This is a genomic window from Pseudomonas sp. Leaf434, assembly GCF_001425545.1.
GTDB classification, from domain to species: domain Bacteria; phylum Pseudomonadota; class Gammaproteobacteria; order Pseudomonadales; family Pseudomonadaceae; genus Aquipseudomonas; species Aquipseudomonas siliginis.
Genome location: NZ_LMQZ01000001.1, coordinates 1,569,528 through 1,595,648, shown reverse-complemented (window position 1 = coordinate 1,595,648; position 26,121 = coordinate 1,569,528). Strand labels below are relative to the sequence as shown.

The 26,121-nt window shown below is 60.7% G+C and carries 26 protein-coding genes; 12 read left to right on the top strand and 14 right to left on the bottom strand.

Annotated elements, in window-relative coordinates; all coding sequences use genetic code 11:
- The first annotated feature begins 60 nt into the window (after positions 1–60).
- The 3 genes from xylF to ASG55_RS07075 all read left to right on the top strand — a co-directional run bounded on the left by xylF (position 61) and on the right by ASG55_RS07075 (position 3,913).
- A complete protein-coding gene (gene xylF, locus ASG55_RS07085) occupies positions 61–1,062 on the top strand; it encodes a D-xylose ABC transporter substrate-binding protein (RefSeq protein ID WP_016774327.1) in 1,002 nt (333 codons plus the stop codon).
- Positions 1,063–1,219: 157 nt separating this feature from the next.
- Positions 1,220–2,776, top strand: coding sequence for a D-xylose ABC transporter ATP-binding protein (gene xylG / locus ASG55_RS07080; protein WP_056784901.1), 1,557 nt, complete (start codon positions 1,220–1,222; stop codon positions 2,774–2,776).
- Positions 2,777–3,913: a sugar ABC transporter permease gene (locus ASG55_RS07075; protein ID WP_056784898.1), complete on the top strand. Its 1,137-nt coding sequence runs from the start codon at positions 2,777–2,779 to the stop codon at positions 3,911–3,913. It abuts the gene before it with no gap.
- Between the two features lie 167 nt (positions 3,914–4,080).
- Here ASG55_RS07075 and ASG55_RS07070 read toward each other — a convergent pair whose 3' ends face one another.
- The gene (locus ASG55_RS07070) at positions 4,081–5,163 is read right to left on the bottom strand and encodes an alkene reductase (protein WP_056784897.1); all 1,083 of its coding nucleotides are present in this window, start codon (positions 5,161–5,163) and stop codon (positions 4,081–4,083) included.
- A 28-nt stretch (positions 5,164–5,191) separates the two neighbouring features.
- Positions 5,192–5,932, bottom strand: coding sequence for an SDR family oxidoreductase (locus ASG55_RS07065; protein ID WP_056784894.1), 741 nt, complete (start codon positions 5,930–5,932; stop codon positions 5,192–5,194).
- 26 nt (positions 5,933–5,958) lie between these two features.
- Between ASG55_RS07065 and ASG55_RS07060 the strand changes: the two genes are divergently transcribed.
- Positions 5,959–6,996 carry a LysR family transcriptional regulator gene (locus ASG55_RS07060; protein WP_236708157.1) on the top strand — a complete coding sequence of 346 codons (1,038 nt, stop codon included), beginning with the start codon at positions 5,959–5,961 and terminating at the stop codon, positions 6,994–6,996.
- 338 nt (positions 6,997–7,334) lie between these two features.
- Here the strand turns inward: ASG55_RS07060 and dctA are convergent, their stop codons facing one another.
- Both dctA and ASG55_RS07050 read right to left on the bottom strand, forming a co-directional pair.
- Positions 7,335–8,642 (bottom strand): C4-dicarboxylate transporter DctA, encoded by a 1,308-nt coding sequence (gene dctA, locus ASG55_RS07055; protein ID WP_056784889.1) that lies wholly within the window; start codon positions 8,640–8,642, stop codon positions 7,335–7,337.
- Positions 8,643–8,744: 102 nt separating this feature from the next.
- The gene (locus ASG55_RS07050) at positions 8,745–9,914 is read right to left on the bottom strand and encodes a mandelate racemase/muconate lactonizing enzyme family protein (protein WP_056784884.1); all 1,170 of its coding nucleotides are present in this window, start codon (positions 9,912–9,914) and stop codon (positions 8,745–8,747) included.
- A 98-nt stretch (positions 9,915–10,012) separates the two neighbouring features.
- Between ASG55_RS07050 and ASG55_RS07045 the strand changes: the two genes are divergently transcribed.
- Positions 10,013–10,888 (top strand): LysR family transcriptional regulator, encoded by an 876-nt coding sequence (locus ASG55_RS07045; RefSeq protein WP_056784881.1) that lies wholly within the window; start codon positions 10,013–10,015, stop codon positions 10,886–10,888.
- 182 nt (positions 10,889–11,070) lie between these two features.
- Here the strand turns inward: ASG55_RS07045 and ASG55_RS07040 are convergent, their stop codons facing one another.
- Positions 11,071–12,039 (bottom strand): oxidoreductase, encoded by a 969-nt coding sequence (locus ASG55_RS07040; RefSeq protein WP_056784878.1) that lies wholly within the window; start codon positions 12,037–12,039, stop codon positions 11,071–11,073.
- Positions 12,040–12,127: 88 nt separating this feature from the next.
- On the opposite strand from ASG55_RS07040, the gene ASG55_RS07035 reads away from it, so the two are divergent.
- Entirely contained in the window at positions 12,128–13,048 is a 921-nt protein-coding gene (locus tag ASG55_RS07035; protein WP_236708156.1) for an AraC family transcriptional regulator, read from the top strand.
- A 51-nt stretch (positions 13,049–13,099) separates the two neighbouring features.
- Positions 13,100–13,552 (top strand): thiol-disulfide oxidoreductase DCC family protein, encoded by a 453-nt coding sequence (locus ASG55_RS07030; protein ID WP_056784876.1) that lies wholly within the window; start codon positions 13,100–13,102, stop codon positions 13,550–13,552.
- Here ASG55_RS07030 and ASG55_RS07025 read toward each other — a convergent pair.
- Positions 13,535–14,032, bottom strand: coding sequence for a DUF2269 family protein (locus ASG55_RS07025; RefSeq protein ID WP_056784873.1), 498 nt, complete (start codon positions 14,030–14,032; stop codon positions 13,535–13,537). The two genes, ASG55_RS07030 and ASG55_RS07025, sit on opposite strands and share 18 nt — an antisense overlap.
- A 1-nt stretch (position 14,033) precedes the next feature.
- Positions 14,034–15,161 (bottom strand): saccharopine dehydrogenase family protein, encoded by a 1,128-nt coding sequence (locus tag ASG55_RS07020; RefSeq protein ID WP_056784871.1) that lies wholly within the window; start codon positions 15,159–15,161, stop codon positions 14,034–14,036.
- A gap of 169 nt (positions 15,162–15,330) precedes the next feature.
- Between ASG55_RS07020 and ASG55_RS07015 the strand changes: the two genes are divergently transcribed.
- On the top strand, positions 15,331–15,546 hold the full coding sequence (locus tag ASG55_RS07015; protein WP_056784868.1) for a PLD nuclease N-terminal domain-containing protein: 216 nt from the start codon (positions 15,331–15,333) through the stop codon (positions 15,544–15,546).
- A 258-nt stretch (positions 15,547–15,804) separates the two neighbouring features.
- Entirely contained in the window at positions 15,805–16,281 is a 477-nt protein-coding gene (locus ASG55_RS07010; RefSeq protein WP_056784865.1) for a hemerythrin domain-containing protein, read from the top strand.
- 373 nt (positions 16,282–16,654) lie between these two features.
- Here ASG55_RS07010 and ASG55_RS07005 read toward each other — a convergent pair whose 3' ends face one another.
- The 3 genes from ASG55_RS07005 to ASG55_RS06995 form a co-directional block, all read right to left on the bottom strand.
- Complete coding sequence (locus ASG55_RS07005) at positions 16,655–17,581, bottom strand: LysR family transcriptional regulator (RefSeq protein WP_056784862.1); 927 nt, start codon at positions 17,579–17,581, stop codon at positions 16,655–16,657.
- Positions 17,578–18,552, bottom strand: a complete 975-nt coding sequence (locus ASG55_RS07000; protein WP_056786806.1) for a quinone oxidoreductase family protein — start codon at positions 18,550–18,552, stop codon at positions 17,578–17,580. Before ASG55_RS07000 ends, ASG55_RS07005 begins: the two co-directional genes overlap by 4 nt.
- A 153-nt stretch (positions 18,553–18,705) precedes the next feature.
- Positions 18,706–19,197: an anti-virulence regulator CigR family protein gene (locus ASG55_RS06995; RefSeq protein WP_056784860.1), complete on the bottom strand. Its 492-nt coding sequence runs from the start codon at positions 19,195–19,197 to the stop codon at positions 18,706–18,708.
- Positions 19,198–19,323: 126 nt separating this feature from the next.
- Between ASG55_RS06995 and ASG55_RS26195 the strand changes: the two genes are divergently transcribed.
- Entirely contained in the window at positions 19,324–19,482 is a 159-nt protein-coding gene (locus tag ASG55_RS26195) for a DUF2986 domain-containing protein (protein WP_081932631.1), read from the top strand.
- A 1-nt stretch (position 19,483) separates the two neighbouring features.
- Here the strand turns inward: ASG55_RS26195 and ASG55_RS06990 are convergent, their stop codons facing one another.
- Positions 19,484–20,695, bottom strand: coding sequence for an MFS transporter (locus tag ASG55_RS06990; RefSeq protein ID WP_201783053.1), 1,212 nt, complete (start codon positions 20,693–20,695; stop codon positions 19,484–19,486).
- 131 nt (positions 20,696–20,826) lie between these two features.
- Between ASG55_RS06990 and ASG55_RS06985 the strand changes: the two genes are divergently transcribed.
- The gene (locus ASG55_RS06985) at positions 20,827–21,729 is read left to right on the top strand and encodes a LysR family transcriptional regulator (RefSeq protein ID WP_056784858.1); all 903 of its coding nucleotides are present in this window, start codon (positions 20,827–20,829) and stop codon (positions 21,727–21,729) included.
- 330 nt (positions 21,730–22,059) lie between these two features.
- Here ASG55_RS06985 and ASG55_RS06980 read toward each other — a convergent pair whose 3' ends face one another.
- The 3 genes from ASG55_RS06980 to ASG55_RS06970 are packed head-to-tail and all read right to left on the bottom strand — an operon-like array spanning position 22,060 to position 23,947.
- On the bottom strand, positions 22,060–22,872 hold the full coding sequence (locus ASG55_RS06980) for a DUF3618 domain-containing protein (RefSeq protein ID WP_056784856.1): 813 nt from the start codon (positions 22,870–22,872) through the stop codon (positions 22,060–22,062).
- A complete protein-coding gene (locus tag ASG55_RS06975) occupies positions 22,869–23,297 on the bottom strand; it encodes a phage holin family protein (RefSeq protein WP_052392217.1) in 429 nt (142 codons plus the stop codon). The genes ASG55_RS06980 and ASG55_RS06975 overlap by 4 nt, the downstream gene beginning before the upstream one ends.
- A complete protein-coding gene (locus tag ASG55_RS06970) occupies positions 23,297–23,947 on the bottom strand; it encodes a hypothetical protein (RefSeq protein ID WP_056784853.1) in 651 nt (216 codons plus the stop codon). The genes ASG55_RS06975 and ASG55_RS06970 overlap by 1 nt, the downstream gene beginning before the upstream one ends.
- Positions 23,948–24,245: 298 nt before the next feature.
- Between ASG55_RS06970 and ASG55_RS06965 the strand changes: the two genes are divergently transcribed.
- A complete protein-coding gene (locus tag ASG55_RS06965; protein WP_056784851.1) occupies positions 24,246–26,102 on the top strand; it encodes an ABC transporter ATP-binding protein in 1,857 nt (618 codons plus the stop codon).
- The last annotated feature ends 19 nt before the right edge of the window (positions 26,103–26,121 follow it).

The following is a 26,121-nucleotide window of genomic DNA, read 5'->3' as shown; positions in this document are numbered from 1 at the left end:
ACCCAGCCCGATTCATCGTCAGGCCGTGTCTTTCCAACAAAAATAAAAGGACGCACCACCATGAAGAACTTGAAACGTACGCTGTTGGCCAGTGCCCTGGCGTTGTTGGCCCTGCCGGTAATGGCTGACGCTACCCACCCGAAAATCGGCTTTTCCATTGATGACCTGCGTCTGGAACGCTGGTCGCGCGATCGCGATTACTTTGTCGCGGCGGCGGAAAAAATGGACGCCAAAGTCTTCGTGCAATCGGCCGACGCCAACGAGCAGAAGCAGATTTCGCAGATCGAAAACCTCATCTCTCGCGGCGTCGATGTGATCGTCATCGTGCCTTTCAACGCGACAGTGCTGACCAACGCCGTGGCCGAGGCGAAGAAAGCCGGGATCAAAGTGGTGTCTTACGACCGGCTGATTCTCAACGCCGATGTCGACGCCTATATCTCCTTCGATAACGAAAAGGTCGGCGAGATGCAGGCCGGCGGCGTGCTGAAAGCGGCGCCCAAGGGCAATTACTTCTTGCTGGGTGGCGCGCCCACCGACAACAACGCCAAGATCCTCCGTGAAGGCCAGATGAAAGTGCTGCAACCGGCCATCGACAAGGGCGATATCAAGATCGTCGGCCAGCAGTGGGTCAAGGAATGGAACCCGACCGAAGCGCTGAGCATCGTCGAAAACGCGCTGACCCGTAACAACAACAAAATCGACGGCATCGTCGCCTCCAACGACGCCACCGCTGGCGGCGCCATCCAGGCACTGGCCGCGCAGCAGCTGGCCGGCAAGGTGCCGATTTCCGGCCAGGACGCTGACCTCGCAGCGGTCAAACGCGTAATCGCCGGCACGCAAACCATGACCGTGTACAAACCGCTGAAACTCATTGCGTCCGAAGCGGCCAAGCTCTCGGTGCAACTGGCACGCAACGAAAAACCGGCCTACACCTCGCAGTACGACAACGGCAGCAAGAAAGTCGACACCATCCTGCTCACGCCAACGCCGTTGACCAAGGACAACATCGACTTGCTCGAACAGGATGGTTTCTACACCAAGGCGCAGATTGCCGGGCAGTGATCCGGTCGTAAATCTTGATCAGAGCTGTGGGAGCGAGCCTGCTCGCGAAAGCGGAGTGTCAGTCAGTAAAGCTCTGTCTGAAAAGGCCCCTTCGCGAGCAGGCTCGCTCCCACACAGGTTCAGTGGTGTTTGAGTCCCTGGTATACGAGCCTTTTCCATGTCCGACTATCTGCTGCAAATGAACGGCATCGTCAAAACCTTCGGCGGTGTCAAAGCGCTCAACGGCATCGACATCAAGGTCAGGCCCGGTGAATGCGTGGGCCTGTGCGGCGAGAATGGCGCCGGCAAGTCGACGCTGATGAAGATCCTCTCGGCGGTCTATCCCTATGGCACCTGGGACGGTGAAATCCTCTGGGACGGGCAACCGCTCCGGGCGCAATCGATCAGCGAAACCGAGGCCGCCGGCATCGTCATCATCCATCAGGAACTGACGTTGGTTCCCGACCTGTCGGTCGCCGAAAACATCTTCATGGGACATGAGCTGACGCTGCCCGGCGGACGCATGAACTACCCGGCGATGATCCACCGCGCCGAAGCCTTGATGCGTGAATTGAAGGTGCCGGACATGAATGTTTCGCTGCCGGTTTCGCAGTACGGCGGCGGCTATCAGCAACTGGTGGAAATCGCCAAGGCCCTGAACAAACAGGCGCGCCTGCTGATTCTCGACGAACCCTCCTCAGCCCTGAGCCGCTCGGAAATCGAAGTGCTGCTGGACATCATCCGCGACCTCAAAGCCAAGGGCGTCGCCTGCGTCTACATCTCGCACAAGCTCGATGAAGTCGCCGCCGTGTGCGACACCATTTCGGTGATCCGCGACGGCAAACACATCGCCACCACCGCCATGGCTGACATGGATATTCCACAGATCATCACGCAGATGGTCGGCCGCGAAATGAGCAACCTCTACCCCAGCGAGCCGCATGAAATTGGCGAGGTGATTTTCGAGGCGCGCCACATCACTTGCTACGACGTCGACAACCCCAAGCGCAAACGGGTCGACGACATCTCCTTCAGCCTCAAGCGCGGCGAGATTCTCGGCATTGCCGGGCTGGTCGGGGCCGGCCGCACCGAACTGGTCACCGCACTGTTCGGCGCCTACCCCGGACGCCACGAGGGCGAAGTCTGGCTGGACGGCCAGCCGATCGACACGCGCACGCCGCTGAAAGCGATCCGCGCCGGCCTGTGCCTGGTGCCTGAAGATCGCAAGCGCCAGGGCATCATTCCGGATCTCGGTGTCGGCCAGAACATCACCCTCGCCGTGCTCGAGAGCTATTCGAAAATGACCCGCATCGATGCCGAAGCCGAACTCGGCTGCATCGACCGGGAAATCTCCCGTCTGCATCTGAAAACCGCAAGTCCCTCCCTGCCGATCACCAGCCTGTCGGGCGGTAACCAGCAGAAAGCCGTGCTGGCGAAAATGCTGCTGGCCAAACCGCGCGTACTGATTCTCGACGAGCCGACCCGAGGCGTGGACGTCGGCGCCAAGTACGAGATCTACAAATTGATGGGCGCGCTGGCCGCCGAAGGCGTGTCGATCATCATGGTTTCATCGGAACTGGCCGAAGTGCTCGGCGTCTCCGACCGCGTGCTGGTGATCGGCGAAGGCCAGTTGCGTGGTGACTTCGTCAACCATGAGCTGACCCAGGAACAGGTACTCGCCGCCGCCCTCAGCCAGCCGGGCAGCCATAACAATAATGATCGGAAAACCGCGTAAATGAATCAGGTCAAACAACTGTTCACCCGCTACAAGATGCTCGCGCTGGTATTTGCCGTGGTGCTGATCTGGCTGTTCTTCAGCTGGCAGACCGAAGGCGGTTTCCTCACCCCGCGCAATCTTTCCAACCTGCTGCGGCAGATGTCGATTACCGGAATCCTCGCCTGCGGCATGGTGCTGGTGATCATCAGCGGCGAGATCGATTTGTCGGTGGGCTCATTGCTCGGCCTGCTCGGCGGCCTCGCGGCGATACTCGACGTGGTCTATCACATTCCGCTGCTGGCGAATCTCAGTCTGGTCGCCCTGTGCGGCCTGATGATCGGCCTCGCCAACGGCTACATGGCGGCGTACTTGCGCATACCGTCATTTATCGTCGGCCTCGGTGGCATGTTGGCGTTTCGCGGGATTTTGCTGGGGATCACCGGCGGCACCACCATCGCCCCGGTATCCCCGGAGCTGGTCTACGTCGGCCAAGGATATCTGCCTCACGCGATCGGCACCGGCCTGGGTGTGCTGCTGTTTGTGCTGACGGTGTTCCTGACCTGGAAACAACGACGCAATCGCGCCCTGCATGGCCTGGCGGCGCATTCGCTGGTGCGTGATGTTGTGCGCGTGCTGGTGATCGGCGCGGTGCTGGCGGGTTTTGTTCAGACCCTCAACAGCTATGACGGCATTCCCGTGCCGGTGCTGCTGTTGCTGATTCTGCTCGGCGTGTTCAGCTACGTCGCCAGCCAGACTGTGTTCGGCCGCCGGGTCTATTCGGTCGGCAGCAACATGGAAGCCACGCGCCTGTCGGGCATCAATGTGCAAGCGGTCAAGCTGTGGATCTTCGGCATCATGGGCGTGATGTGCGCCCTCGCCGGCGTGGTCAACACCGCACGCCTCGCCGCCGGCTCACCCTCCGCCGGCAGCATGGGCGAACTCGACGCCATCGCCGCCTGCTTCATCGGCGGCACCTCCATGCGCGGCGGCTCCGGCACCGTCTACGGCGCCCTCCTCGGCGCACTGGTGATCACCAGCCTGGATAACGGCATGTCGATGCTGGACGTCGACAGTTACTGGCAGATGATCGTCAAGGGCAGCATTCTGGTGCTGGCGGTCTGGGTGGATGTGAGCACGCGCACGGCGCGGCGTTGAAACGTTGCAGGTGAGTTGGTAAAACGCAAATGAGGCCTGATCACAGGCCTCACTTTTCATATCAACAGCGCGAACCGTCTCTTGCGACTGGCTTAAGCGTGCTTTTCCGGGTTCTGGCCAGCCCGTCAGGGCATCCACTGCCACGGCGGCTGGCACCGACGCTACATTCAAACGCCATCCACCGCCGGATAATCCCCATACCCTTCCCAACCCTGGCTGAACCAAGTGCTCATTTCGCTTTCCGCCAATGGCAACTGCCGAGCGAATCTCAGCGGCAGATCCGGATTGGCTATAAACGGCCGTCCAAACGCAATCGCATCGGCGAGCCCGGCATCCAGTTGCGCTTGTGCCCTGGCGAAACCGTAGTCCGAATTGAGGATCAGCACGCCTTTGAACACGTCGCGAATCATCCCGGCCAGTGGCGGGCGTTCGGACTTGCCGAAGGTGCCGTCCAGCGGTGGTTCGCGGACTTCCAGATGAGCGATGCCAATCGCTGACAGCACTTCGGCGGCGCGGATGAACAGCGCTTCGGGATCGCTGTCGCGGATGCCCTGCTCGCAGCTGCTTGGAGTCAAGCGCACGCCAGTGCGGTCGGCGCCGATGACTTCGGCCACCGCCTCGGTCACTTCCTTGAGCAAGCGGATACGGTTGTTGATCGAGCCGCCGTACGCATCGGTGCGAAAATTGTCGCTGTCGCGCAGGAACTGGTCGAGCAGATAGCCGTTGGCGGCGTGGATCTGCACGCCATCGAAACCCGCCTCGATTGCGTTGCGAGTGGCCTGACGAAAGTCTTCCAGCAGTGCGGGAATTTCTTCCAGCGGCAACGCACGCGCCGGTGTATACGGCTGCTTGCCGGCGTACGTATGCGCCTGTCCCGGCGCGGTGGTGACCGATGCGGAAACCGGCTGGCCGCCGCCAAGGAAACTCGGGTGCACGACCCGGCCCATGTGCCAGAGCTGCGCGATGATCCGGCCGCCAGCGCCATGCACGGCATCGGTGACCTTGCGCCAGCCGGCGACCTGTTCGGCCGACCAAATGCCTGTCGCATACGGCCAGCCCAGACCTTGCTGGCTGATGCCGATCGCTTCGGAAATGATCAGGCCGGCACTGGCGCGCTGGCGGTAATACTCGACCATCATCTCGGTCGGGACGTGCTCGCGAGTGCCGCGCGCGCGGGTCATCGGTGCCATCAGGATGCGGTTGGGCAAATCGAGCGCGCCGAGGCGCACGGAATCAAATAACGATGTCATGTTCAGGCTCTCAAAAAGGTGGGCAGGATCAAACCAGGCGTGCGCCGCCGTCGATGTTGAGCACGGCGCCGTTCATGAAGGTGTTGCTCATCAGGAAAACCACTGCCGCGCCCGCTTCTGCAGCTGTGCCGAGGCGATGCAGGGGCAGCACCTGCTCAAGAGAAGCGACAAATGCATCCCGCCCCTCGCCCAGTGCCTTGCCCAGAATCGGGGTGTTGATCGGGCCGGGCGAAAGCGTGTTGACTCGCACCGGTGCCAACTCAAGGGCCAGACCGCGAGCCAGTGCTTCCATGGCTGCCGAGGCGGCGGCGAGTACGGCGGTGCCGTAGGCATTCGGGCGATCAGCGAGAGAACCGGAGATAAACGTGATCGAGCCGTCTTTTGCCAGCCTGTCGCCAAGGACCCGAATCGCATTGATCGATGCCCAGATGCGTTCGTCGAACGCGCGGTGCAGATAATCGAGATCAGCCGCGCGCACGGTGCCAGCGACAAACGTGCCGGCGAGCAGAACGAGGTGATCGACCTGAAGGATATCGGCCAGTGCAGTATCGAGAGCCTGGCTATCGGTCACGTCGGCCGCGCGCCAGCCATCGAGCCCGTGCTCGCTGGCGGCCTGCTCGGCACGTGCAGCGTTCGAGCCGATGACGATGACCTTGGCGCCAGCGGCTTTCGCTTGCACCGCAGCGGCCAGGCCGATGCCGGAGGTGCCGCCGAAAATGACCACGGTTTTGTCGGTGAGTGTGGAAGGCAGGGTTTGGCTGATGTTCATGCTGAGTCTCCGTCTGGAACACCTGAATGGCGTTCGATGGCCAAAGACTACGTTTTGGAAGCCACATTGATAATTGGGCCAGAAGTCGCTTTACTAGTGCCATGAAGGCACAAATTGGATTGGATCGTTTAACCGGGCTCATCGCCTTTGCACGAGCGGCTTCGCTGGGCAGCTACACGGCTGCCGCTCGGGCACTGTCGGTGTCGCCGTCGGCCATCAGCAAAAGCGTGCAACGGCTCGAAGAGCATTTCGGCCTGATGCTGTTTACTCGCACCACGCGCTCGCTGGTACTCACCCCGGAGGGCCGTGATCTATACGAACGGGCGCTGCGGATTCTGCGCGAAGTCGAAGACATCGATCAGGCCGCCGTTGCTTCACGCGCTGAGCCATCGGGCGTATTGAAGGTCACCGCGCCGTTGCCGATTGGACTGAATATCCTCGCGCCGGCCCTGCCGAGATTTCGCGAGCAATATCCAAAGGTGACGATCGATCTACGACTCGGCGATCAGTATGCCGACCTCATCGAACAAGGCATCGACGTCGCGGTTCGGGTTGGCAATCTTGCGGATTCGCGACTGATTTCTCGCCCGCTGGGCCCGCATCGAATCGGTGCGTTCGCATCACCGGACTATCTGCAGCGCAAGGGTACTCCGCTTACGGCCGAGGATCTCGCCGAGCATGAGTGCGTGAATTTCCGCTATCAAAGCACCGGGCAGAGTTTGCGCTGGCCGTATCTAGCCGGTGACAGACAGTTGGAACTGGCACCCGACGCGGCCTTCACCGTTGATGCCAGCGATGCGGTCGCGGCGGTGCTGGCTGCCGGCGGCGGCATCGGTATTTCGCCGCACTACGTAGCGGCGGCGTATGTTCGTCGGGGCGAACTGGTCCCGGTGCTGCCACAGTTCACCGTCGAACGCTTCGCCATTACCGCGTTGTGGCCGGAGAGCCGTCGCGGTAGCCCGAATGTCAAAGCGTTCACGGCGTTTTTGCTTGAGTTGTTCCCTGCAACGCCGCCTTGGGATGAGGTCATCCAGACGTACGTAGAGGGTTCAGGTCCGGCCTGACGGTTCATAGCGAACGTTTTGCAATCCACTGCTTGTACTGTCCGGTGCGAAAGAACATCGCCAACTGTTGTGACAGCAATCGCGCAACCTACTGTGGAAACTGGCTTGCTCGCGAAAGCGCTCTGCCGGTCGCCATCCGTGTTGACCGTTCTGGCCCCTTCGCGAGCAAGCTCGCTCCCACAGGTTTTTTGGCATGGCTGGGGATTGGTGGCGTGCCAGCACCGACTGGTTTTCGTCAGTGCGCCAATTTTCATCGTCCCGCCCCCAGTCCATAACCTTTGAACTGACTTGAAACCTGTACGCGTCGGCAGGCCAATCAAGCGCTCACGTTGCCCGAATCACTTATGCACAAGCAGCGACTTGCGCGCTGCCTTGTCCTGCTTCATGGCGGCGATTTCCCGCTCGCACGCTTCGACATCGAACGACTTGTCCCATTTGGCGATGGCGATGGTGCCGATGCCGTTACCGATCAGGTTGGTCACGGCTCGCGCCTCGTTGAGGAAGCGGTCGATGCCCAGCAGCAACACCAGGCCCACCAGAGGTATGGAGTGAATGGTGGTGAGCGTGGCCGCGAGTGTCACGAACCCTGCTCCCGCCACTCCGGCCGAGCCCTTGGACGTGAGTAGAAATACGCCGAGCAGAATCATCTGATCCATGAAGGTCAGCGGCGTGTTGGTCGCCTGGGCAATGAAAATCGCCGCCATGGTCAGGTAGATGCAGGTGCCGTCTGCGTTGAAGGTGTAGCCCGTCGGCAGGACCATGCCGACCACGGATTTCTTGCAGCCGAGCTTTTCCAGTTTGACCATCATTCGCGGCAGCACCGCTTCGGTCGAACAGGTGCCCAGGGTGATCAGGATTTCATCTTTGAAATACCGCAGAAACTGCATCAGCGGCATGCCCGACCATCGCGCCACCGCGCCCAATACAACGACGATGAAAATCAGCGTGGTGATGTACAGCGCGACCAGCAACTGCCCCAGCGACAGCAACGTGCCGATGCCGTATTTGCCGATAGTGAACGCCATGCCAGCCCCCGCTCCCAACGGCGCCAGACGCATGACCATCGCGACGATTTTGAACAGGCCTTGCAGGAACAGGTCGATGGTGTTGATCAGCGGTTTGCTGGTTTCGCCCATTTGCACCAAGGCGACGCCCATCAGCACCGACAACAGAATCACCTGCAGCATCACGCCGTTGGAGAAGGCGCCGAGGAAGGTATGGGGGATGATATTGAGGAAGAATTCGACCAGACCGCCCTGCTCGCTCGCCGCCTGGCTGTATTTGTAGACAGCGCTGCCATCGAGGGTACCGGCGTTGATGTTCATGCCGGCACCGGGCTTGACCACGTTGACTACGATCAGGCCGACCACCAGAGCGATGGTGGAAAGAATCTCGAAGTAGATCAGCGCTTTCACACCGATGCGGCCGACCTCCTTGATGCTGCCCATCTTGGCGATACCGACCACTACCGTGCCGAAAATGATCGGCGCCAGGAGCATCTTGATCAGTTTGATGAAACCGTCGGCAAACGGCTGCAGCTTGGCGCCGATGTCCGGCACGAAGTATCCGATGGCAGCGCCGATGACGATGCCAATCAGCACTTGCACATAGAGCTGGCTGTACCAGCGTGATTTTGAAGTTTCCACGGAAGCACCTCATTTTATTGTTGTGGTGGGCATGTGGCTTTGGCGTCGAGGATGACGCCTGAAGGTGCGGCCTCGGAAATCGAGGCCGCAGATAAAACCGAATCAGCCCTCGCCCAGTTCGCGCATGACGGCATAGAGCGCAGATTTGGCTTCGAAGCCGACGCCCGGAATTTCCGGCAGCCCGACGTAGCCGTTTTCTACGCGGATGCCATCGGCAAACCCGCCGAAGGGCTGGAACACGTCCGGGTACGATTCGTTGCCGCCCAGGTGCAGACCAGCGGCGATGTTCAGCGACATCTGGTGACCGCCATGTGGCACCACGCGGCGCGAAGACCAACCCAGCTCTTCCATCACTTTCAGGGTGCGCATGTACTCGACGAGACCGTAGGACAGCGCACAGTCGAATTGCAGGTAATCGCGGTCAGGGCGCATGCCGCCGTGGCGCAACAGGTTGCGGGCGTCCTGATGGGAGAAGAGGTTTTCGCCGGTGGCCATCGGCAGTTCGTAGTGATTGGCCAGCTCGGCCTGGAGCGCATAATCCAGCGGGTCGCCGACTTCTTCGTACCAGAACAGGTTGTACTTTTTGATCGCTTCGGCGTAGGCGATACCGGTCTGCAGATCGAAGCGGCCGTTGGCATCGACCGCCAGGCGCTGGCCGTCGCCCACCACTTCGAGCACCGCCTCAATGCGGCGGATATCTTCGTCCAGCGGCACCGCGCCGATCTTCATCTTGACCACGTCGTAGCCACGGTCCAGGTAGCTCTGCATTTCGGCCTTGAGTTTGCTCTGGTCCTTGCCTGGGTAGTAATAACCGCCCGCCGCATACACCCAGACTTTGTCATCGGCCACACCGTTGCGATAACGATCGGCGAGCAGGCGATACAGCGGCTTGCCTTCAATCTTCGCCACCGCATCCCACACCGCCATATCGATGGTGCCGACCGCTACTGAACGCTCGCCATGCCCGCCCGGTTTTTCGTTGGTCATCAGGGTTTTCCAGATGGCGAACGGATCGAGGTTATTGTTCTCGTGATCGATCAGGGTTTCCGGGTCGGCTTCAGTGATCCGCGCCAGAAAACGGTCGCGCATCAATGCGCCCTGGCCGTAGCGACCGTTAGAGTTGAAACCGTAACCGATGACCGGCTTACCATCGCGAATCACGTCGGTAATGACCGCGACGACCGAGCAGGTCATCTTCGAAAAGTCGATGTAGGCATTGGCGATCGGGGAAGCGATGGAGACGGTTTTTTCACGGATATCGACGATACGCATGACGGGTTCCTCTTGTTGTGGTGGGCCAACGTTATGCGTTGCGACGACACCCGCCCAATGCTATTAATGCCGCGCCCTATGCACAGGAGGCATTGCCCTTGGAACTGGTTTGGCTTGAGGATTTTTCAGCGCTGGCCGAATACGGCAGCTTTGTCCGGGCCGCCGAAGCGCGCCATGTGACGCAGCCGGCGTTCAGTCGCCGAGTGCGCTCGCTGGAGAACTGGATGGGCGTGGAATTGTTCGTGCGCACTCCGCAGGGCGCGACGCTGACCGAGGCCGGCAGGCAGATTTTGCCCAGCGCTCAGGAAGCGGCCAGACGCCTGTACCGCATGCGCTCCGAGGCTCAGGAAGTGGCTGGCATGGCGGCGAAAACCTTGCAGTTCGCTGCCACTCACTCGCTGTCATTCACCTTCTTCCCGCGCTGGTTGCGCAGTGCCGAAAGTGGCGCGCCGATCGATGCGGTTCGCCTGCATTCCGACAGCATGGCCGTGTGCGAACAGATGCTGATTCATGGCCAGGTGCAGTTCCTGCTATGCCATCGCCACCCCGACGTTCCGCCATTACTGGCGCCTGATCAGTTCATTGGCAAGAAGGTCGGCGAGGACGTACTTGTGCCGCTGGCGAGTGCTTCAGCCCAGTTCGGCACGTCGCCTGAAACCCTGCCCTATCTGGCCTACACCCACGAATCCGGCCTGGGCCGAATCGTCGCCCACAGGCTACACGGCAAGGCCGATTATCTGCATTTGAAACCGCTGTTCAGCAGCCATCTGGCGGCAGTGCTGATGTCGATGGCGCTGGAAAGCAAAGGCGTCGCCTGGCTGCCGAAAAGCCTGACCGAACAGGAAATGGCCGACGGGCGCCTGGTCAGGGCGCTGGATGACAGTTGGGACATTCCACTGGAAATACACCTGACTCGCCCGACCGCACCGATCAGCCCTTCGGCGGAGGAATTCTGGGCGAAGCTGGGAGAGTAACTCTATCGAGCAGCCCCTCACCCCAGCCCTCTCCCGAGGGAGAGGGAGCCGATTTGGGTGCTGTTCAAGAACTGAGTTCGACCCGGTATTTCAGGTCGGCGAATTTCTACTAAACACCTCGGTCAGTCCCCTCTCCCTTCGGGAGAGGGTTTGGGTGAGGGGCTTTTGTCCTTTGACTCGATTTATGCCACCGTGAGCCCCGTCCATTGCTCCGAAACCGCCCAAAGTCGCTCAGCCAGCTCAGCATCCGCCGCCCATTGCGCAACGCCCTTGCGGCCCGCTTCAGGTTGATTGATCGGCGCAACATTGCAGTCTTCGCAATACACGCCACCCAAATCCGCAAGCAATGCACTGGTCGCACACCACAATCCCGTCGCGGCGCCCTGCTCCAGCGTTTTCAGACCGTTGTGGGCATCCAGCCGTGGCCGGCCCTGCTCATCCAGCGCATCGAATGCGGCAAGTTCCGCTGTGCTCAGGTGCCGTGCCAGATCCGTCAGAATCTGCCCGGGATGCAATGAGAACGCACGAACGCCATGACTGCGCCCGCGACGATCGAGCGCCATGGCGAACAAGGCATTGGCCGTTTTCGACTGACCATACGCGACCCATTTGTCATACGGCCGTTGCAGGAAATCGATGTCGGCAAAGTCCACCCCGGCAATCTGATGCCCGCGCGATGACACTGACAACACCCGCGCCTGTCCAGCTTTGACCAGCGCCGGCCAAAGGCCGCAGGTCAGGCGATAGTGGCCCAAGTGATTGGTCGCGAACTGGCTTTCATGGCCATCGGCATCGCGCAGCAACGGCGCGGCCATGACTCCGGCGCAGTTGATCAGCAATGACACTGGCTGACCCGCGCTGACCACGCTTTGGCTGAACGCCGCCACCGATTCAGCCTGCATCAGGTCCATGGGCAGCACGCGGACACCTTCAACACCCGCCAATGCCACCTCTGCCCGCTCCGTATCTCTGGCCGGCACAATGACCTGCGCTCCTGCCGCCGCGAGGCTTTTCACCGTCAGCAGACCCAGGCCGGAATAGCCGCCGGTGACCACCGCGAGCTGCCCGCGCAGATCGATGCCGGCCATGACTTCAGCCGCTGTGCTCGCGGCGTTGAACGGTGATTGCACAGGTTGTTGGAGCGTAGCCATGAGCGTTAATCCTGAGTGAGCTATCGAAGGTCTTCATTCTTGGTTAAGCTCTCGGGACAAACCAGTCTGATAAATCCAGGTTTCTGTCGTGATCATCCAAAATCCTGCTGGCGATCCGCTTTCTGCCGTATTGGCACTCTCCGAGTTGCAAGCAGCCTGCTCGGTGCGTTTGCAGGCAGGCGGCGTCTGGGCGCTGCGATTTCAACCCATCGAACTGAAATTCAACGTGGTGCGACGAGGCGAATGCTGGTTGCGCATGCAGGGCTTGCCGGCGCAGTTGCTGCGGGCCGGCGACTGCTTTGTGGTGTCGCGCACGCCGTTCATTCTGGCCAGCGGCGCCGACGTCGAGGCGGTGAATGCAGCGGATGTTTTTGCCCATGACGGCGTCTCGGCGACGTTTGGCGTCGGCGAGGAAGTCGAGCTGCTGGGCGGCAGCGTGTCGCTATCGGGACCCGGCGCAACCGAACTGCTCGACGTGCTGCCGACCTCGCTGATCATTCGCGCAGAGGCCACAGGTGCCTCGTCGTTCGGTTGGCTGCTGGATGAACTGGAGCGCGAGTGGCCATCACACCAGGCCGGCTCGCAGGCGATGTGCAACGACTTGCTGCGACTGATCTTCATCCATGCGCTGCGCCATCACATCAACAGCGCGGATGCCGAACAATTGTCTTGGCTGGGCGGACTGCGGGAACCGGCGATTGCCGGCGTCTTGCGCGCCGTTCACGCTGCCCCGGAAAAACCTTGGCGACTGACGCAAATGGCCGAGATTGCCTGCATGTCGCGCTCCGGTTTCGCCGCGTTATTCAAAACTTGCATGGGTGTAGCGCCGGTCGAATATGCCACGCGCTGGCGGATGCGCGTGGCCGCGTTTCGCTTGCGCAATGGTCGGGACAATGTGGCCACTGTCGCCGCGTCACTGGGCTACCTGTCCGACGCGGCGTTTGGCGCTGCCTTCCGCCGCGTGCACGGCATATCGCCGGGCCAATACCGCCGCGATCCACTCCTGTAGCCCAATGATCAAGGTTATGATCGCGACAACCGCCGCCAAGGACATCCGCCGATGCCTGCCATGAAAACCCGCCCGACCCCCGCGCCATTGCTCAAGCCAGGCGAAACCGTGGTGCTGTTCGACGGCGTGTGCAAACTGTGCAACGGCTGGGCGCGCTTTCTGATTCGCCATGACCATCAGCGCCATGTGCGTCTGGCGACCGTGCAATCGCCCGAAGGCCAGGCCTTGCTGGCGTGGGCCGGTTTGCCCCTGGATGAGTTCGACACCATGGCGGTGATCCGCGACCGCAATTATTGGGAGCGATCAGATGCATTCCTTGAAGTGGTCGGGCAACTGCCGATGCGCTGGCAGCCGCTGAAACTGCTGCGGATTTTCCCGCGCCGCCTGCGTGACTGGGCTTACGATCGAATCGCGCTGAACCGCTATCGGCTGTTCGGCAAGTACGACACTTGCCTGCTGCCAACAGCGGATCATGAAAGCCGCTTTCTAAAAGCCCACGGTTAACCCGACCAGTTGCACCGGTGTCATCTTCGTCACCATCATCAGCACGATGACAAACATCCCGGCGAACCCGGCGATGCCCATCCAGAACCACCAGCGGTAAGTGCTTGCAAAGCGATCATCCAGAGGCAGGCCGCCCTCGCCCGCGCTCAGCGCCATCTTCTGCAGACGCTTTTGCAATACCAGTACAGGCAGCCACAGTGCGCCTACGCAGAAGAAAATGATCAGCGACGTCAGCAGCCACTCACTGCTCATCGAAAGCCCGGAAAGCCGCATCAGCAGATAGCCGGTGATGACCTGCACAAACCCGGCCGGCGTGGTGATCCACGTATCGAAACGCACCACCATCCTTGCGACATGGGCGATCACTTGCGGGTTGCCGCTGCGGCTGGCGGCGATCAGGTAGAGGTAGGAGCCCATGCCGAAACCGAAGAGGAAAATCGCCGCGATTACATGCAGGTACTTCAGGCAGAGATAGAGCATCTCAACGCTGTCCATCGGAGAATTGAACCGACAGGCTCAAGTTGGCCGGATCGTTGATCGCCGCCAGATATTCATCGACGCTGATTTCGCCAACACACGGCCTCGCGCCAGGTTGCGGTGCATAACCCCGCGCCATTTTGATTGCCAGGGCGACGGCGGCGCAGCTGGGGATTTCCGGGCCTTTGTCATTCAGCGCGGTGAGTTGCGCGGTCATGCTCAGCGGCTGATCGTCAACCCCGATGCCCTGAACATCGATGTACATCGCGCTTTTGCCATCACCGAAGCGTTCGAACCACGTGCCCAGGCGATGCAGGCGCGCCGCCCAGCGCACATGATCGCGCACCAGCCCGAAGCGCAAGGCCTGCGCCAGCAAGGCGTTGGCAACGCCGCCGAGCTTCAGGCCGGCGCCAGCCTTGAAGCGCAGTGTGTGCGCACCATAGCGGCGGGCAAATATATCCATGTCCGGCACATCGACATTGGCCAGCACCCGCGTGCCCAGTTGCGGCATGCTGCGCAGGGTCAGATCGAGCCAACCCAATACTTCGTGAACCTGGCCGTTTTTCAACTGCCTGATCGGTTTGCCCGCATAAGCGAGCACGCCTTCGACCGTGGACAGCCCCGGCATCTTCGCCGAGGATGAAATGCCATGCTCGATCGAATCGATTCGCGCAAAGCGCTGGCGCTGCTGATCGATGATTGCCGAGGACAAGGTCGGCACCGAACTGCAACCGCTGAGCACGGCCACACCAGCCTCCCTGGCGCGGGCGTCGAGCACGTCAATGCCGTTGACGAAAGTGCGGCAGTCAGCCAGATCGCAATAATTCACACCGGCGCCGATGCAGCTTTCAGCAACTGCGTAGGATTGCCCCTGAAACGGCCCGCCGGTGTGCACCACCAACTGAACATTCAACTCTCGCAACGCCGCTTGAAAACCTGCGCCCATTGCATCGCCGCACCACCCTCCGCACGGACGGCCTGATTGCGCTTGCAGCTCAGCGACCTTGATTTGCAACTTGCGTGCATCGCGGCCCGACAACAGCAGTTCAATCTCTGGCATGAGCGCCAGATGCCGACACACGATACTGCCGAAATTGCCGTAACCACCGACAACCATCACCCTGAATGCCATTGCCCTGTCCCTGTTTCAGCCCAAACGTGGCGCAGAGGATATAGGCCGCAGCGGCGATCAGACATTTATTTTGCAACCGGGTATCACCCCGCCCGCTTGTCCAAGGCAAAAAGAATGAACCCAACGCCCCTATCGTCGCCTAACGCACAGACCATCAGGAGCTAAGCCTATGCAAATCGAAACCGTGTGGATCGTATTGGCGGTCATTCTTGTGCTGATCGAGCTTTGGGCCATCAATCGGGTGCGTAAAAGCGAAGGGAAATCCAGTAGTAAAGGCGTGTGGATCGTGCTGATCGTGTTCGTGCCGCTGTTCGGCCTGATCGCCTGGGCACTGGCGGGACCCAAGCATATCGGGCGTGTTTCGCCTTCACAGGCTAACCGTTGAAGCGGCTAGCGCTGCCCCTTTCCAAGCATCACCACAGCCCGGCATTTGCCGGGCTTGTTATATGCAATGTCCGCCGCTGCGATATCTTGCAGCCTGCATGAAGGCGTTCTGCCGGCTTTTGCGTCAACCCCTTGATTTACGCGGGTTGCGCTGGATCGGCGAGTTGGCACGAGTCCTGCGACAGCCTCTTCCTGAATACACAGCAGCGCGAAAAAAAGAACGCTGTGTTCAATCCGTGAAAAGCAGAGGCCTCAAAAAATGAATGCCATCGACCTTCTCAAAGCCGACCATGAAAAAGTAAAAGCCATCCTCAGCCAACTGAGTGAATCCACCGATCGCGCGCTGAAAAAACGCGTCGAGTTGCTAAGCAAACTGGAAATGGAAATCACCATCCACACCCGCCTCGAAGAAGAGATTCTCTACCCTGCGTTCAAGGAAGCCGGCAGCAAGGAAGAAGACATCATGTATTACGAAGCCAAGGAAGAGCACCGCACCGTGGATTCGCTGGTACTGCCTGATCTGAAAGAAACCGATCCAGGCAGCCCGGAATTTGCCGGTCGGGTCAAAGTGGTCAAGGAACTGCTGGAGCACCACATCGAGGAGGAAGAAGAGGAAATGTTCCCGAAAGCGCAGAAGCTTCTGGGCAAGGCCAAGCTCGAGGAACTGGGCGCGCAAATGGAAGCCATGAAGGCGAGCCACAAAAAGGAAATGGCGGCCAACAAAATCGCCGCTTGAAGTGTTGAAGACACCGAAGCCCGGCGGCAATGCCGGGCTTTTTTTGTGCGCCCAAACTGGCCCTCGCTCCCACATTGGATATACGTATGTTCGGCAATTCCTGAACAAGCCACGAAACCTGTGGGAGCGAGCCTGCTCGCGAAGGCGTCAGGTCAGCCAGATCATCCATGACTGACACTSCGCTTTCGCGAGCAGGCTCGCTCCCACAWTGGATATACGTATGTYCGGCAATTCCTGAACAAGCCACGAAACCTGTGGGAGCGAGCCTGCTCGCGAAGGCGTCAGGTCAGCCACATCAACTATGACTGACACTGCGCTTTCGCGAGCAGGCTCGCTCCCACAGGGTCAGTGTCGGTCTTGATGCAGGTTGTGATCAAACCGCCCAAGGTGGCGCCGGATCGAATTTCCCTTCAATCCACTCCTTGAACGCCACCACCGCCGCCGCTGGAAACCGCGATGACGGCCTGACCAGATAAACGCCGCCCGCCGAATCCAGATGCCAGTCGGGCAACACACGAATCAACCGACCTGCCGCCAGATCGCGGCTCATCAGCCAGTCGCCGGCACCGAGTATGCCGGCGTCGGCGCGGGCGGCGGCGAGCAGGGATTCGCTGTCGCTGGCGGTCAGGTTGCCGTGGGGCGTGATGGTCTGCACCTCGTTGCCGCGATGCAGGCGCCACAGCGGGAACGAGGCCAGCCCACTGAAGCGCAGGCAATTGTGCTGAAGCAGGTCCTGCGGGGTTTGCGGCATGCCGTGGGCCTCGATGTAGGCCGGCGATGCGCAGAGAATCCGTCGATGGTCGCTGAGCTTTTTCGCGATCAGCCGATTATCGTCCAGCTCGCCGATGCGAATAGCCGCGTCGAAGCCCTGCTCGATGATGTCGACCAGGCCTTCGCTGTAATCGGCCACCAGCGAAACCTGCGGATGGGCCTTGAGAAATTCGGGCAGCAGCGGCCCCAGCCACAAGCGCCCCATCGCCGCCGGCAACGCCAGGCGCAAGGTGCCGCGTACTTCGCTGGCGCCCTGCACCGCTTGTTGCTGCGCTTCGTTCATCAACTCGACGGCCGCGCGCAAGCGTTGTTCAAGTTGCAGGCCGGCCTCGGTGATACGCACGTGTCGCGTCGAGCGTTCCACCAACCGCACGCCCAGTCGCTTCTCCATCGCCGCCAGGCGCTTGGAAACAATGGTCGGATGGCGCTGCAACAAACGCCCCGCCGCGACAAACGAGCCTTGCGCGGCGACGGCCAGGAAAGCAGCGATTTCATCGCTGTGCGGGTTGCTCAGAACATCCAGATTCATGGTTTTAAAATGATCGCCCCTGATGATCTGCCCGATTCAAGATCGGCGTGCGCTTGTGCCACGTCGGCCAATGAATAACGCGCGCGAATTTGCGGGGTGATGATACCGGCGGCCACTGCGGCCAGCACATCTTGTGCGCGCTCCTGATATTCGGCTGTCGTAGCAGTGTGCGCGGCCAGCGACGGACGGGTCAGGAACAGCGAGCCCTTGGCGTTCAGCGTGGCCATTTCCACCGCCGCCGGCGCGCCGGTCTGCGCGCCGAACGAGACCATCAATCCGCGTGGGCGCAAGCTGTCCAGCGAGGCCTGAAAAGACACCCGACCAATCGGGTCATACACCACATCGACCTTGCGCCCCTCGGTGATACGCACCACATCGGCGGCGAGAGTCTCGGCATCGAACACCAGCACTTCGTCACAGCCCGAAGCGCGAGCCTTGTCGACACTGGCCTGCTTCGACACCACACCGATCACCGTTGCGCCAAGGTGTTTGGCCCATGGCACCATGATTTCCCCCAGACCTCCCGCGACACCGTAAAGCAGCATCGTCGTGCCCGGCCCGACCGGGTAAGTCGCCTTCAACAGATACTGCGCGGTGATGCCTTTGAACAAAACCGCCGCCGCATCTTCGAACGACAACTCATCGGGGATCTTCACCAGCCGCTCTGCCGGAAACAGCCGCGCCGAGGCGTAACCGCCCAAGGGGCCGGTGGCGTAAGCGACCCGATCACCGACGCGCACGTTGCTCACACCGGCACCGACCGCCGCCACCCGACCCGCGCCTTCCAGCCCCAGCCCCGACGGCAACGCCACCGGTACCGCACCTTTGCGCTGGCTGACATCGAGGTAATTGACGCCCACCGCCGCTTGCTCCAGCCAGACCTCGCCGGACCCGGGGGCCTGTTCGCTGACAGTGCGCAATTGCAGGACATCCGGTGCGCCGGTTGCGGTGAAGCGGATTGCATTGGCCATGGTCATCTCCATTCATTCGTTAGCCGTTGAGCTCAGTCTGAAAGCTCAGCATTCAACGAACAACCCAACCTGAATGCAGTTCATTGCTGCATCTGATGCAGCTATGCATGAATAAAAAAGGAGCGGCAGGTGCTGCCACTCCTCTTTGCAGAATCAATCGAACGCGCCGTTGAGCACCTCGTAGATCAGCCCGGTAGCCAGCGCGACGAGGATCAGGTCGGTGCCAACCTGTTGCCATTCGTAGCCGTCGTAATGAGGCAAATGGCCGAGCAGACGCCCGTCCAGCTTCTTGGCGATGCCTGGTGGCAGCGGTTTGCCCCGCGCCAGATTCTTCTGAACGCCAGGCGGCAGCGCTGGCCCCGGATTCCAGTATTCGCCGCGATAGCCGTCGACGATGCCGAGAATATTGCCGCGATCAATGCTCGGAGCACCGCCGCCATTGCCAGAGTGTTGCTGGCCTTTATTGCCATTGCCCTGACCGCCCCCACCCTGTTTACCATGATCCTGCATGTTCTGCGGTTTGCCCTTGCCGTTGCCCTGGCCGCCCTGGCCCTTGCCATTGCCGGGGTCGGCCAGTGCCGTCGTGCTGCCGACTACAAGCGCGAGGCAAGACAGCGCGACAATCAATCTGCGAGCTTTTCTCATGTGCGATTCCTTCGGTTTGGGGGGGCTTGAGTTGGGGGGAATGTGCTCAGCTTAGTGGATTTCTTCTTGCTGACCACTCGGCCTTGCGTCAGGATTCCCACCCTCTCCACCCCTGATCGAAAAATCATGAATCGTCAAAAGAAGCTGCAGCAGTTGTTCAAGGAAAAAGCCAAAAAGGCCAACGCCAAACTGGCGCCGAAAAAGCCCAAATACATCTGCAAGGCTGATCGCCTGAAGCTGGAAGCCGAAGCCGCGCAGGCTTCAGTGGAAAATACCGAGAGCTGAGTCAGGCTTTCTGCCGCGACGTCAGCCACGTCATCAGCGCCGCCAGCACCAGCAATGCCGCGCTGGCGAAGAAGGTCAGCCGATAGCCACTGCCGTCGAACAGCAGACCACCGACGGTCGACCCCGAAGCGATCGACAACTGCACCACCGCCACCATCAGCCCACCGCCCGCTTCGGCATCGTCGGGCAGCGTGCGCGCCAGCCACGACCACCAGCCCACCGGCGCCGCCGTGGCGATCAATCCCCACAAGCCGAGCAACACGAACGTCGCGACCACTGAACTGCCCATCCCAATGAGCGCCACTGCGATCATCGCCATCAACAGCGGGATGGCGATCACCACGCGATACAGCCCCTTCTTCAACACGGAACCGATGACCACGGTGCCGATAAAGCCGGCCACACCAATGACCAGTAAAATCATCGACAGCACCGAAACATCGACCCGGGTCACGGTTTCCAGAAACGGTCGCAGGTAAGTGAACAGCACAAACTGGCCCATGAAGAACAGGCCTGCGCCGAGCATGCCGAATGCCACCCGGCGGCTTTTGAACAACGCAAAGCCGTTGGCTGCGCTGGCTTTGCGTGGCGCGGCGGGGAGCGCGGGCAAGCTGATCCATTGCCAGAGCAGCGCAATCAACGCCACCGGTATCAGGCAGAAAAACGCCCCGCGCCAGCCAATCACACTGCCGAGATAACTGCCCAGCGGCGCCGCGACCACCGTAGCCAAAGCATTGCCGCCGTTAAAAATTGCCAATGCCTTGGGCACGCTGGCGGAGGGCACCAGACGCATGGCCAACGCTGCCGACATCGACCAGAAGCCGCCAATCACCACGCCGATCAATGCGCGACCGATCATGTAAACCGTGTAGTTTGGCGCCAGGCCCACCACCAGCCCGGACGCACACATCAGCGCCGTCAACAGCAGCAACAGGCGCTTGCGATCCATCGAACCGGCAAGCCTGGTGATCGTCAGGCTGGTCAGCACCGCGAACGCGCCGGAGATGGCGATGCCGTAGCCGGCCAGGCCTTCGCTGATGTGCAAGTCCGTAGCCATTGGCGTGAGCAGACTGACCGGCATGAACTCGGAGGCGATCAGCGCGAAGACACACAGGGTCATGGCGAACACGCCGCTCCAGTACGCCGGTTGCTCGCCGTCAGTGGACACGCCCATGGGCTGGTTTGTCGGGTTGTCGATTGCTTGGGCCGTCATGCAAAAACCTGTCTGGAAGAACAAATGGTCGAGGCACTTCTGCCCCGCTACTCAGGCTGCAAAGCTTGACGGATCGGGCTTAACTTGATTAGTAGCGGTAATCTTCATGTACTTTTGAGAAAAATTCAGCAATGAGCAACGCCAAAGTCAATGACCTGCAGGCCTTTCTGGCGGTGGCCCAGGATCAAAGCTTCACCAAAGCCGCTGCTCGCCTCGGCGTCACGCCCTCTGCGTTGAGTCATACGGTCCGCGCGCTGGAGCAGCGTCTGGGTATCCGCTTGCTGGCTCGCACGACGCGCAACGTCTCGCCGACCGAGGCTGGCGAGCGCTTGATGCATTCGATTGCGCCGCTGTTCGAGCAGATCAGCGCCGAGCTCGAAGCCCTTGGTGAACTGCGCGACAAGCCCAGCGGTACGATCCGGATTTCCTGCACGGACGACCAGATTGAGTTGTGCATTCGGCCGATGCTTGCAAAGTTTTTGCAGGACTATCCGGACATCACCTTGGAGTTTTACGTCGATTATGGTTTCACCAATGTGGTCAAGGAGCGCTTCGACGCTGGTATTCGTCTCGGTGAATCAATCAGCAAAGACATGATCGCCGTACGCATCGGCCCGGACTGGCGCCTGGCCGTGGTCGCCTCGCCCGATTACTTCGCCCGCCACCCGAAACCCGCCACGCCACATCAGTTGACGGAGCACACCTGCATCAACATCCGCCATCAACCGGCCGGCGCGATATACGCCTGGGAGTTTGCGCACAAGGGTCAGGATTTCAGCGTGAAGGTCGACGGACAGTTGGTGTTCAACAGCATCATGCACGTGCTCAATGCCGCCGTGGATGGCATCGGCGTGGCGTACGTGCCCGAGCAATTGGTCGCGCCGTATCTGGCCGACGGGCGACTCGTGGAAGTGCTGGAAGAATGGTGCCCGACGTTTCAGGGCTATCACCTGTACTACCCGAACCGGCGCCAGGGCTCGGCAGCGTTTGCGGCGTTTGTCGAAGCACTGAAGCTGAACACCGCGCCCCTGTAAGAGTGAGCCTGCTCGCGAAGGCGCCAGATCAGATACATCCACGTTGAATGACACACCGCTTCGCGAGCAGGCTCGCTCCCACAATGGTCCGGGGCAAGGCCAAAATCTTCAGCGCAACCAAAATCCCTGTGGGAGCGAGCCTGCTCGCGAAGGCGCCAGATCAGATACATCCACATTGAATGACACACCGCTTTCGCGAGCAGGCTCGCTCCCACAATGATCCGGGGCAAGGCTACGTTTTCACAGGCTGGCTCACCACAGCGGCACACCGAATTACCGCCGCACAACGACGAAGGGAGGCCCATTAAAGACCTCCCTTATCTCTCCCCGTCAGGATGTACCCAGACCCTGCGACAGATCCGAAGAAGACGGCCGCGCCGGATCCGGTTTGGTCTCGACTTCGGTTTGTTCAGTGGTTCGGGTCACCGTGTCACGCACGACTTCATAACCTTCCTGAGCTTTTTGCTTGGCTTTGTCGACCATGCCAGCGCTGGTGCGGCCCATGTAGCGCTGTTCAGTGGAGGTGGTCGGCAACGCCGCGCCGAGCAAGGCACCCAAAGCGACCCCAGCGGCAGCCACCATCAGCGGTTGCTCCTTGAGCAGGTGACTGAACTGCTGGCCAAGCACTTGCGAATTACGCGACAGTCGATCACTGGCGTCATGCATCGCATGGCTCAGATTTTCCTTCGCCGCACCGACGTTTTCCCCGAGGTGGCTGGCCTTGCCTTTCAGCGACTGGTAGCCGTCCTTCAGCGAGTCAGTGGTCGAATGCAAATGCGCGCGCGCACTGTCGATGCCGTCGGCCAAACCATCGGCCCATTCGCCGGCCTTGTCTTGGTCCGGCCCGCTGCGATAGGTCGGCTGCGGCACCGGTGGGCGATTCTGGCTGATCATCAGCCAGAGCAGGCCCACGGAAGTCAGCACCGCTGGCACCGGATTATTGCGCACGCTGGTGCCGAGATTGGTGAAGAATGTCGAGCCGTTGCTCTGCATCATCCCCCAGGCCTGATCGATCATCTGCCCGGGGGTGAACTTGCTCTCCAGTTGATCGACGATGTTGCCGATGCTCGCGCGCTGCGCATCGATTTCGCGCTCAATCTGCTCCGGGCTTTTTTCCGCTTCGATATCCAGTTCGCTTTTCATGAGACTTTCCTCCGCAGCGCTTCCTGATCCTTGTTCAAGGCGTCGAGGGTGCGATCAGGTTTGAAGTGAGATGGCTCGAATTGCTTTTTCCCGGATTGCAGCATGGCGAAGCCGATGATCATTACCACCACGCCGACGATCAGCGCGGCCAACCATGGCGCCATGAACATGCTCAGGCCGTACACAGCCGACATCAGCAGAATGATGAAGCCGGCGAGGAACACGATCGCGCCGCCGGCCACCGCAGCGATGCCCGCCTTCAGCGTGCTGAGGCTGTTGTGCAGTTCGGCTTTTGCCAGTGCCAGTTCCTTGGTGAACAAGGCCGGTACCTCGCGGGACAGTTGCCGCAACAGGCCGACCACGGAGGCGTCATCCGTTTGGCCGAGGGGCCTTGCCCCGCTCAGATCAGATTCATCTCTGTTCATCACAGTTCTCCTTTGGCGTCGGGTGCGTGCGGTACGGAAGCCGCGGCAAAATCAGAGGGGTGATCGCTGTCACTGGGCGAGGTCGGGGTGATGCCGGTGGCCAGTCCCGGATTGGCGTGGGCCGATGGCGGCACTGACGATTCATAGGGCCGCTTCGCGCCGTAATCGGCTGGCGGTGGCGTCGAGGTGGAGCCCGCCGCCGGATCGTGTTCGGCACTGACCGTCGCTGCTGCAGAGGTGCCTGCTTTGAGAAACCGCGACAGGCCAAAACCGATGGCAATGCTGCCGGCGATGAACAATCCCGGATTGCTGCGCGCCAGATCCGCTGCATCGTGCAGCAACTGTTCGGCACTCTTGCCACGCAGATCGCCTGCCAGCCCGGTCATGGAGTCCGCCATGTCGGTCAGGTAGTCGGACATGCCCAGCGTGTCCTTGTCCTGCAGCTCCGAGACAAAGCTTTTCGCCCCTTGCGCCAAGGCTTCGATCTGCTCGGCCGCGGTGTCGCGATACTGGCCGAATTGCGCATCGGCCTGCTGCCGCGCACCGCCCAGTGCTTCGCTGACGTTGTCCTTCAAATGATCAAAACTTTGCTCAGGCTTGCCGTTGGGATCACCTGATTCATACCCTGACCTGCTGTCTGAAGTATTCATGTCGCCCCTCGCCTTCTCACTGAAAACGTAAAAACGGAGCTACACGGCAACATTGCCTCGAGCCCCCACATAGGAGATGACGGAGCAGCTTGCGCGAGAGTTCAAAGAGGTTGATGAGCGTGCAGCATCAGGTCTGGATCAGCGACGAAAGGTTGCGCTTGGCAGGATTGTGTTGAGCTTCTGCGCCGGTCTGCGGTCAAGACAAGGCACGGGGGTTCATCCAGATGATGGCAGTGAAACCCTCAACGCCGCCGATAGATGGCAGAATCCCCACACCCTGATCACTTCGGAGACCGCAATGCTTCGCCTGTTTGAAGAAAGGCTCGACCCCTTCCCGCCCGATGAGGCGCCGCCACCGCCAGTCGGCCTGATGCGATTTCTGTGGGCCTGCACCCGGGGCGCGCGCGGTTACATCCTGGCCTTCGCCCTGCTCAGCGCCAGCGTGTCGATCTACGAGGCATGGCTGTTTTCGTTCCTCGGGCAAGTGGTGGATCTGCTCTCGACCTGGCAATCTGGCGGCGCTGCTGGTGACGAGGAAAGCCGCGTGTTGTGGGGCATCGGCATTGTGCTGGTAGTCAGCATCGGGCTGGTGGCGCTACGCACGATGGTCCAGCACCAGATCCTCGCGATCAATCTGCCGCTGCGCCTGCGCTGGGACTTTCACCGGTTGATGCTGCGGCAAAGTCTGTCGTTCTTCTCCGACGAGTTCTCCGGCCGGGTCACGACCAAGGTCATGCAGACTGCGTTGTCGGTGCGCGAGGTGCTGTTTACCCTGATCGAAATTCTCCCCGGCATTGGCGTGTACTTCATCGCGATCATTGCGCTGGCTGGTGGCTTTGCGTTGAAGTTGATGCTGCCGTTCCTGGCGTGGATCGTTTTGTTCGGGCTGGCGATGGTGTATTTCGTGCCGCGTCTGGGCAAGGTCGGCCAGGAACAGGCCGATGCGCGCTCATCGATGACCGGGCGGATTGCCGATGCCTACACCAACATCACCACGGTCAAACTGTTCTCGCACTCCAAGCGTGAAGCGCACTTTGCCCGTGCGGCGATGGAAGATTTCAAGCTCACCGGGTTCCGCCAGATGCGTCTCGTCAGCCAGTTCGAGATCGTCAATCAGGCGCTGGTGGTCGCGCTGATTCTCGGTGCCGGCGGTTATGCGTTGTGGCTGTGGCATCAGGGCGAAGTCGGCACCGGCGCTGTCGCGGCGATCACCGCCATGGCGTTGCGCATCAACGGCATGTCGCACTGGATCATGTGGCAAATGACTTCGCTGTTCGAAAACATCGGTACCGTGCAGGACGGCATGGCCACCCTGACCAGCGGCCCGAAAGTCCAGGACGCGCCGGATGCCAAAGTGCTGGAGCCGGCCGGCGGCGAAGTGGTTTTCGACAATGTCAGCTTCAACTACAACGGCGAACGCCAGGTGCTCGACGGCTTGACTCTGCACATTCGCCCCGGCGAAAAAATCGGCCTGGTCGGCCGCTCCGGTGCGGGCAAGTCGACCCTGATCAACCTGCTGCTGCGCTTCTATGACGTTGATCGCGGTGAGATCCGCATCGATGGGCAGAACATCGCCGAGGTCACCCAGGACAGCTTGCGCAGCGTGATCGGCATGGTCACCCAGGACACGTCGCTGTTGCACCGTTCGATCCGCGACAACATTGCCTACGGACGCCCGGACGCCACCGACGAAGACATCCACCGCGCTGCGGTGAACGCCCAGGCCGATGGTTTCATCAGCCAGTTGAGCGACAAGCAGGGCCACAGCGGTTACGACACGCTGGTCGGCGAACGCGGCATCAAGCTCTCCGGCGGCCAGCGCCAGCGCATCGCCATCGCCCGGGTAATGCTGAAGAACGCGCCGATCCTGCTGCTCGACGAAGCCACCAGCGCACTGGACTCGGAAGTCGAAGTCGCGATCCAGGAAAGCCTCGATGAAATGATGCAGGGCAAAACCGTGATCGCCATCGCCCACCGCTTGTCGACCATCGCGGCGATGGACCGGCTGATCGTCATGGACGAAGGCCGCATCATCGAACAAGGCACCCACGCGCAATTGCTCGAGAAGAACGGCACCTATGCGCGGCTGTGGCAACACCAGAGCGGCGGGTTCCTCGGTGAGGATCGGGGTTTGGTTGAGGTGATGGAGGAGTGATCAGGCTGGAGGGCCGGGG

Excerpts from the sequence above, each read along its gene's own strand:
- xylF (WP_016774327.1), top strand. The coding sequence starts at position 61 with ATGAAGAACTTGAAACGTACGCTGTTGGCCAGTGCCCTGGCGTTGTTG.
- xylG (WP_056784901.1), top strand. The coding sequence starts at position 1,220 with ATGTCCGACTATCTGCTGCAAATGAACGGCATCGTCAAAACCTTCGGC.
- ASG55_RS07075 (WP_056784898.1), top strand. The coding sequence starts at position 2,777 with ATGAATCAGGTCAAACAACTGTTCACCCGCTACAAGATGCTCGCGCTG.
- ASG55_RS07070 (WP_056784897.1), bottom strand. The coding sequence starts at position 5,163 with ATGACATCGTTATTTGATTCCGTGCGCCTCGGCGCGCTCGATTTGCCC.
- ASG55_RS07065 (WP_056784894.1), bottom strand. The coding sequence starts at position 5,932 with ATGAACATCAGCCAAACCCTGCCTTCCACACTCACCGACAAAACCGTG.
- ASG55_RS07060 (WP_236708157.1), top strand. The coding sequence starts at position 5,959 with ATGGCGTTCGATGGCCAAAGACTACGTTTTGGAAGCCACATTGATAAT.
- ASG55_RS07050 (WP_056784884.1), bottom strand. The coding sequence starts at position 9,914 with ATGCGTATCGTCGATATCCGTGAAAAAACCGTCTCCATCGCTTCCCCG.
- ASG55_RS07040 (WP_056784878.1), bottom strand. The coding sequence starts at position 12,039 with ATGGCTACGCTCCAACAACCTGTGCAATCACCGTTCAACGCCGCGAGC.
- ASG55_RS07030 (WP_056784876.1), top strand. The coding sequence starts at position 13,100 with ATGCCTGCCATGAAAACCCGCCCGACCCCCGCGCCATTGCTCAAGCCA.
- ASG55_RS07025 (WP_056784873.1), bottom strand. The coding sequence starts at position 14,032 with ATGCTCTATCTCTGCCTGAAGTACCTGCATGTAATCGCGGCGATTTTC.
- ASG55_RS07020 (WP_056784871.1), bottom strand. The coding sequence starts at position 15,161 with ATGGCATTCAGGGTGATGGTTGTCGGTGGTTACGGCAATTTCGGCAGT.
- ASG55_RS07015 (WP_056784868.1), top strand. The coding sequence starts at position 15,331 with ATGCAAATCGAAACCGTGTGGATCGTATTGGCGGTCATTCTTGTGCTG.
- ASG55_RS07010 (WP_056784865.1), top strand. The coding sequence starts at position 15,805 with ATGAATGCCATCGACCTTCTCAAAGCCGACCATGAAAAAGTAAAAGCC.
- ASG55_RS07005 (WP_056784862.1), bottom strand. The coding sequence starts at position 17,581 with ATGAATCTGGATGTTCTGAGCAACCCGCACAGCGATGAAATCGCTGCT.
- ASG55_RS07000 (WP_056786806.1), bottom strand. The coding sequence starts at position 18,552 with ATGGCCAATGCAATCCGCTTCACCGCAACCGGCGCACCGGATGTCCTG.
- ASG55_RS06995 (WP_056784860.1), bottom strand. The coding sequence starts at position 19,197 with ATGAGAAAAGCTCGCAGATTGATTGTCGCGCTGTCTTGCCTCGCGCTT.
- ASG55_RS26195 (WP_081932631.1), top strand. The coding sequence starts at position 19,324 with ATGAATCGTCAAAAGAAGCTGCAGCAGTTGTTCAAGGAAAAAGCCAAA.
- ASG55_RS06990 (WP_201783053.1), bottom strand. The coding sequence starts at position 20,695 with ATGACGGCCCAAGCAATCGACAACCCGACAAACCAGCCCATGGGCGTG.
- ASG55_RS06985 (WP_056784858.1), top strand. The coding sequence starts at position 20,827 with ATGAGCAACGCCAAAGTCAATGACCTGCAGGCCTTTCTGGCGGTGGCC.
- ASG55_RS06980 (WP_056784856.1), bottom strand. The coding sequence starts at position 22,872 with ATGAAAAGCGAACTGGATATCGAAGCGGAAAAAAGCCCGGAGCAGATT.
- ASG55_RS06975 (WP_052392217.1), bottom strand. The coding sequence starts at position 23,297 with ATGAACAGAGATGAATCTGATCTGAGCGGGGCAAGGCCCCTCGGCCAA.
- ASG55_RS06970 (WP_056784853.1), bottom strand. The coding sequence starts at position 23,947 with ATGAATACTTCAGACAGCAGGTCAGGGTATGAATCAGGTGATCCCAAC.
- ASG55_RS06965 (WP_056784851.1), top strand. The coding sequence starts at position 24,246 with ATGCTTCGCCTGTTTGAAGAAAGGCTCGACCCCTTCCCGCCCGATGAG.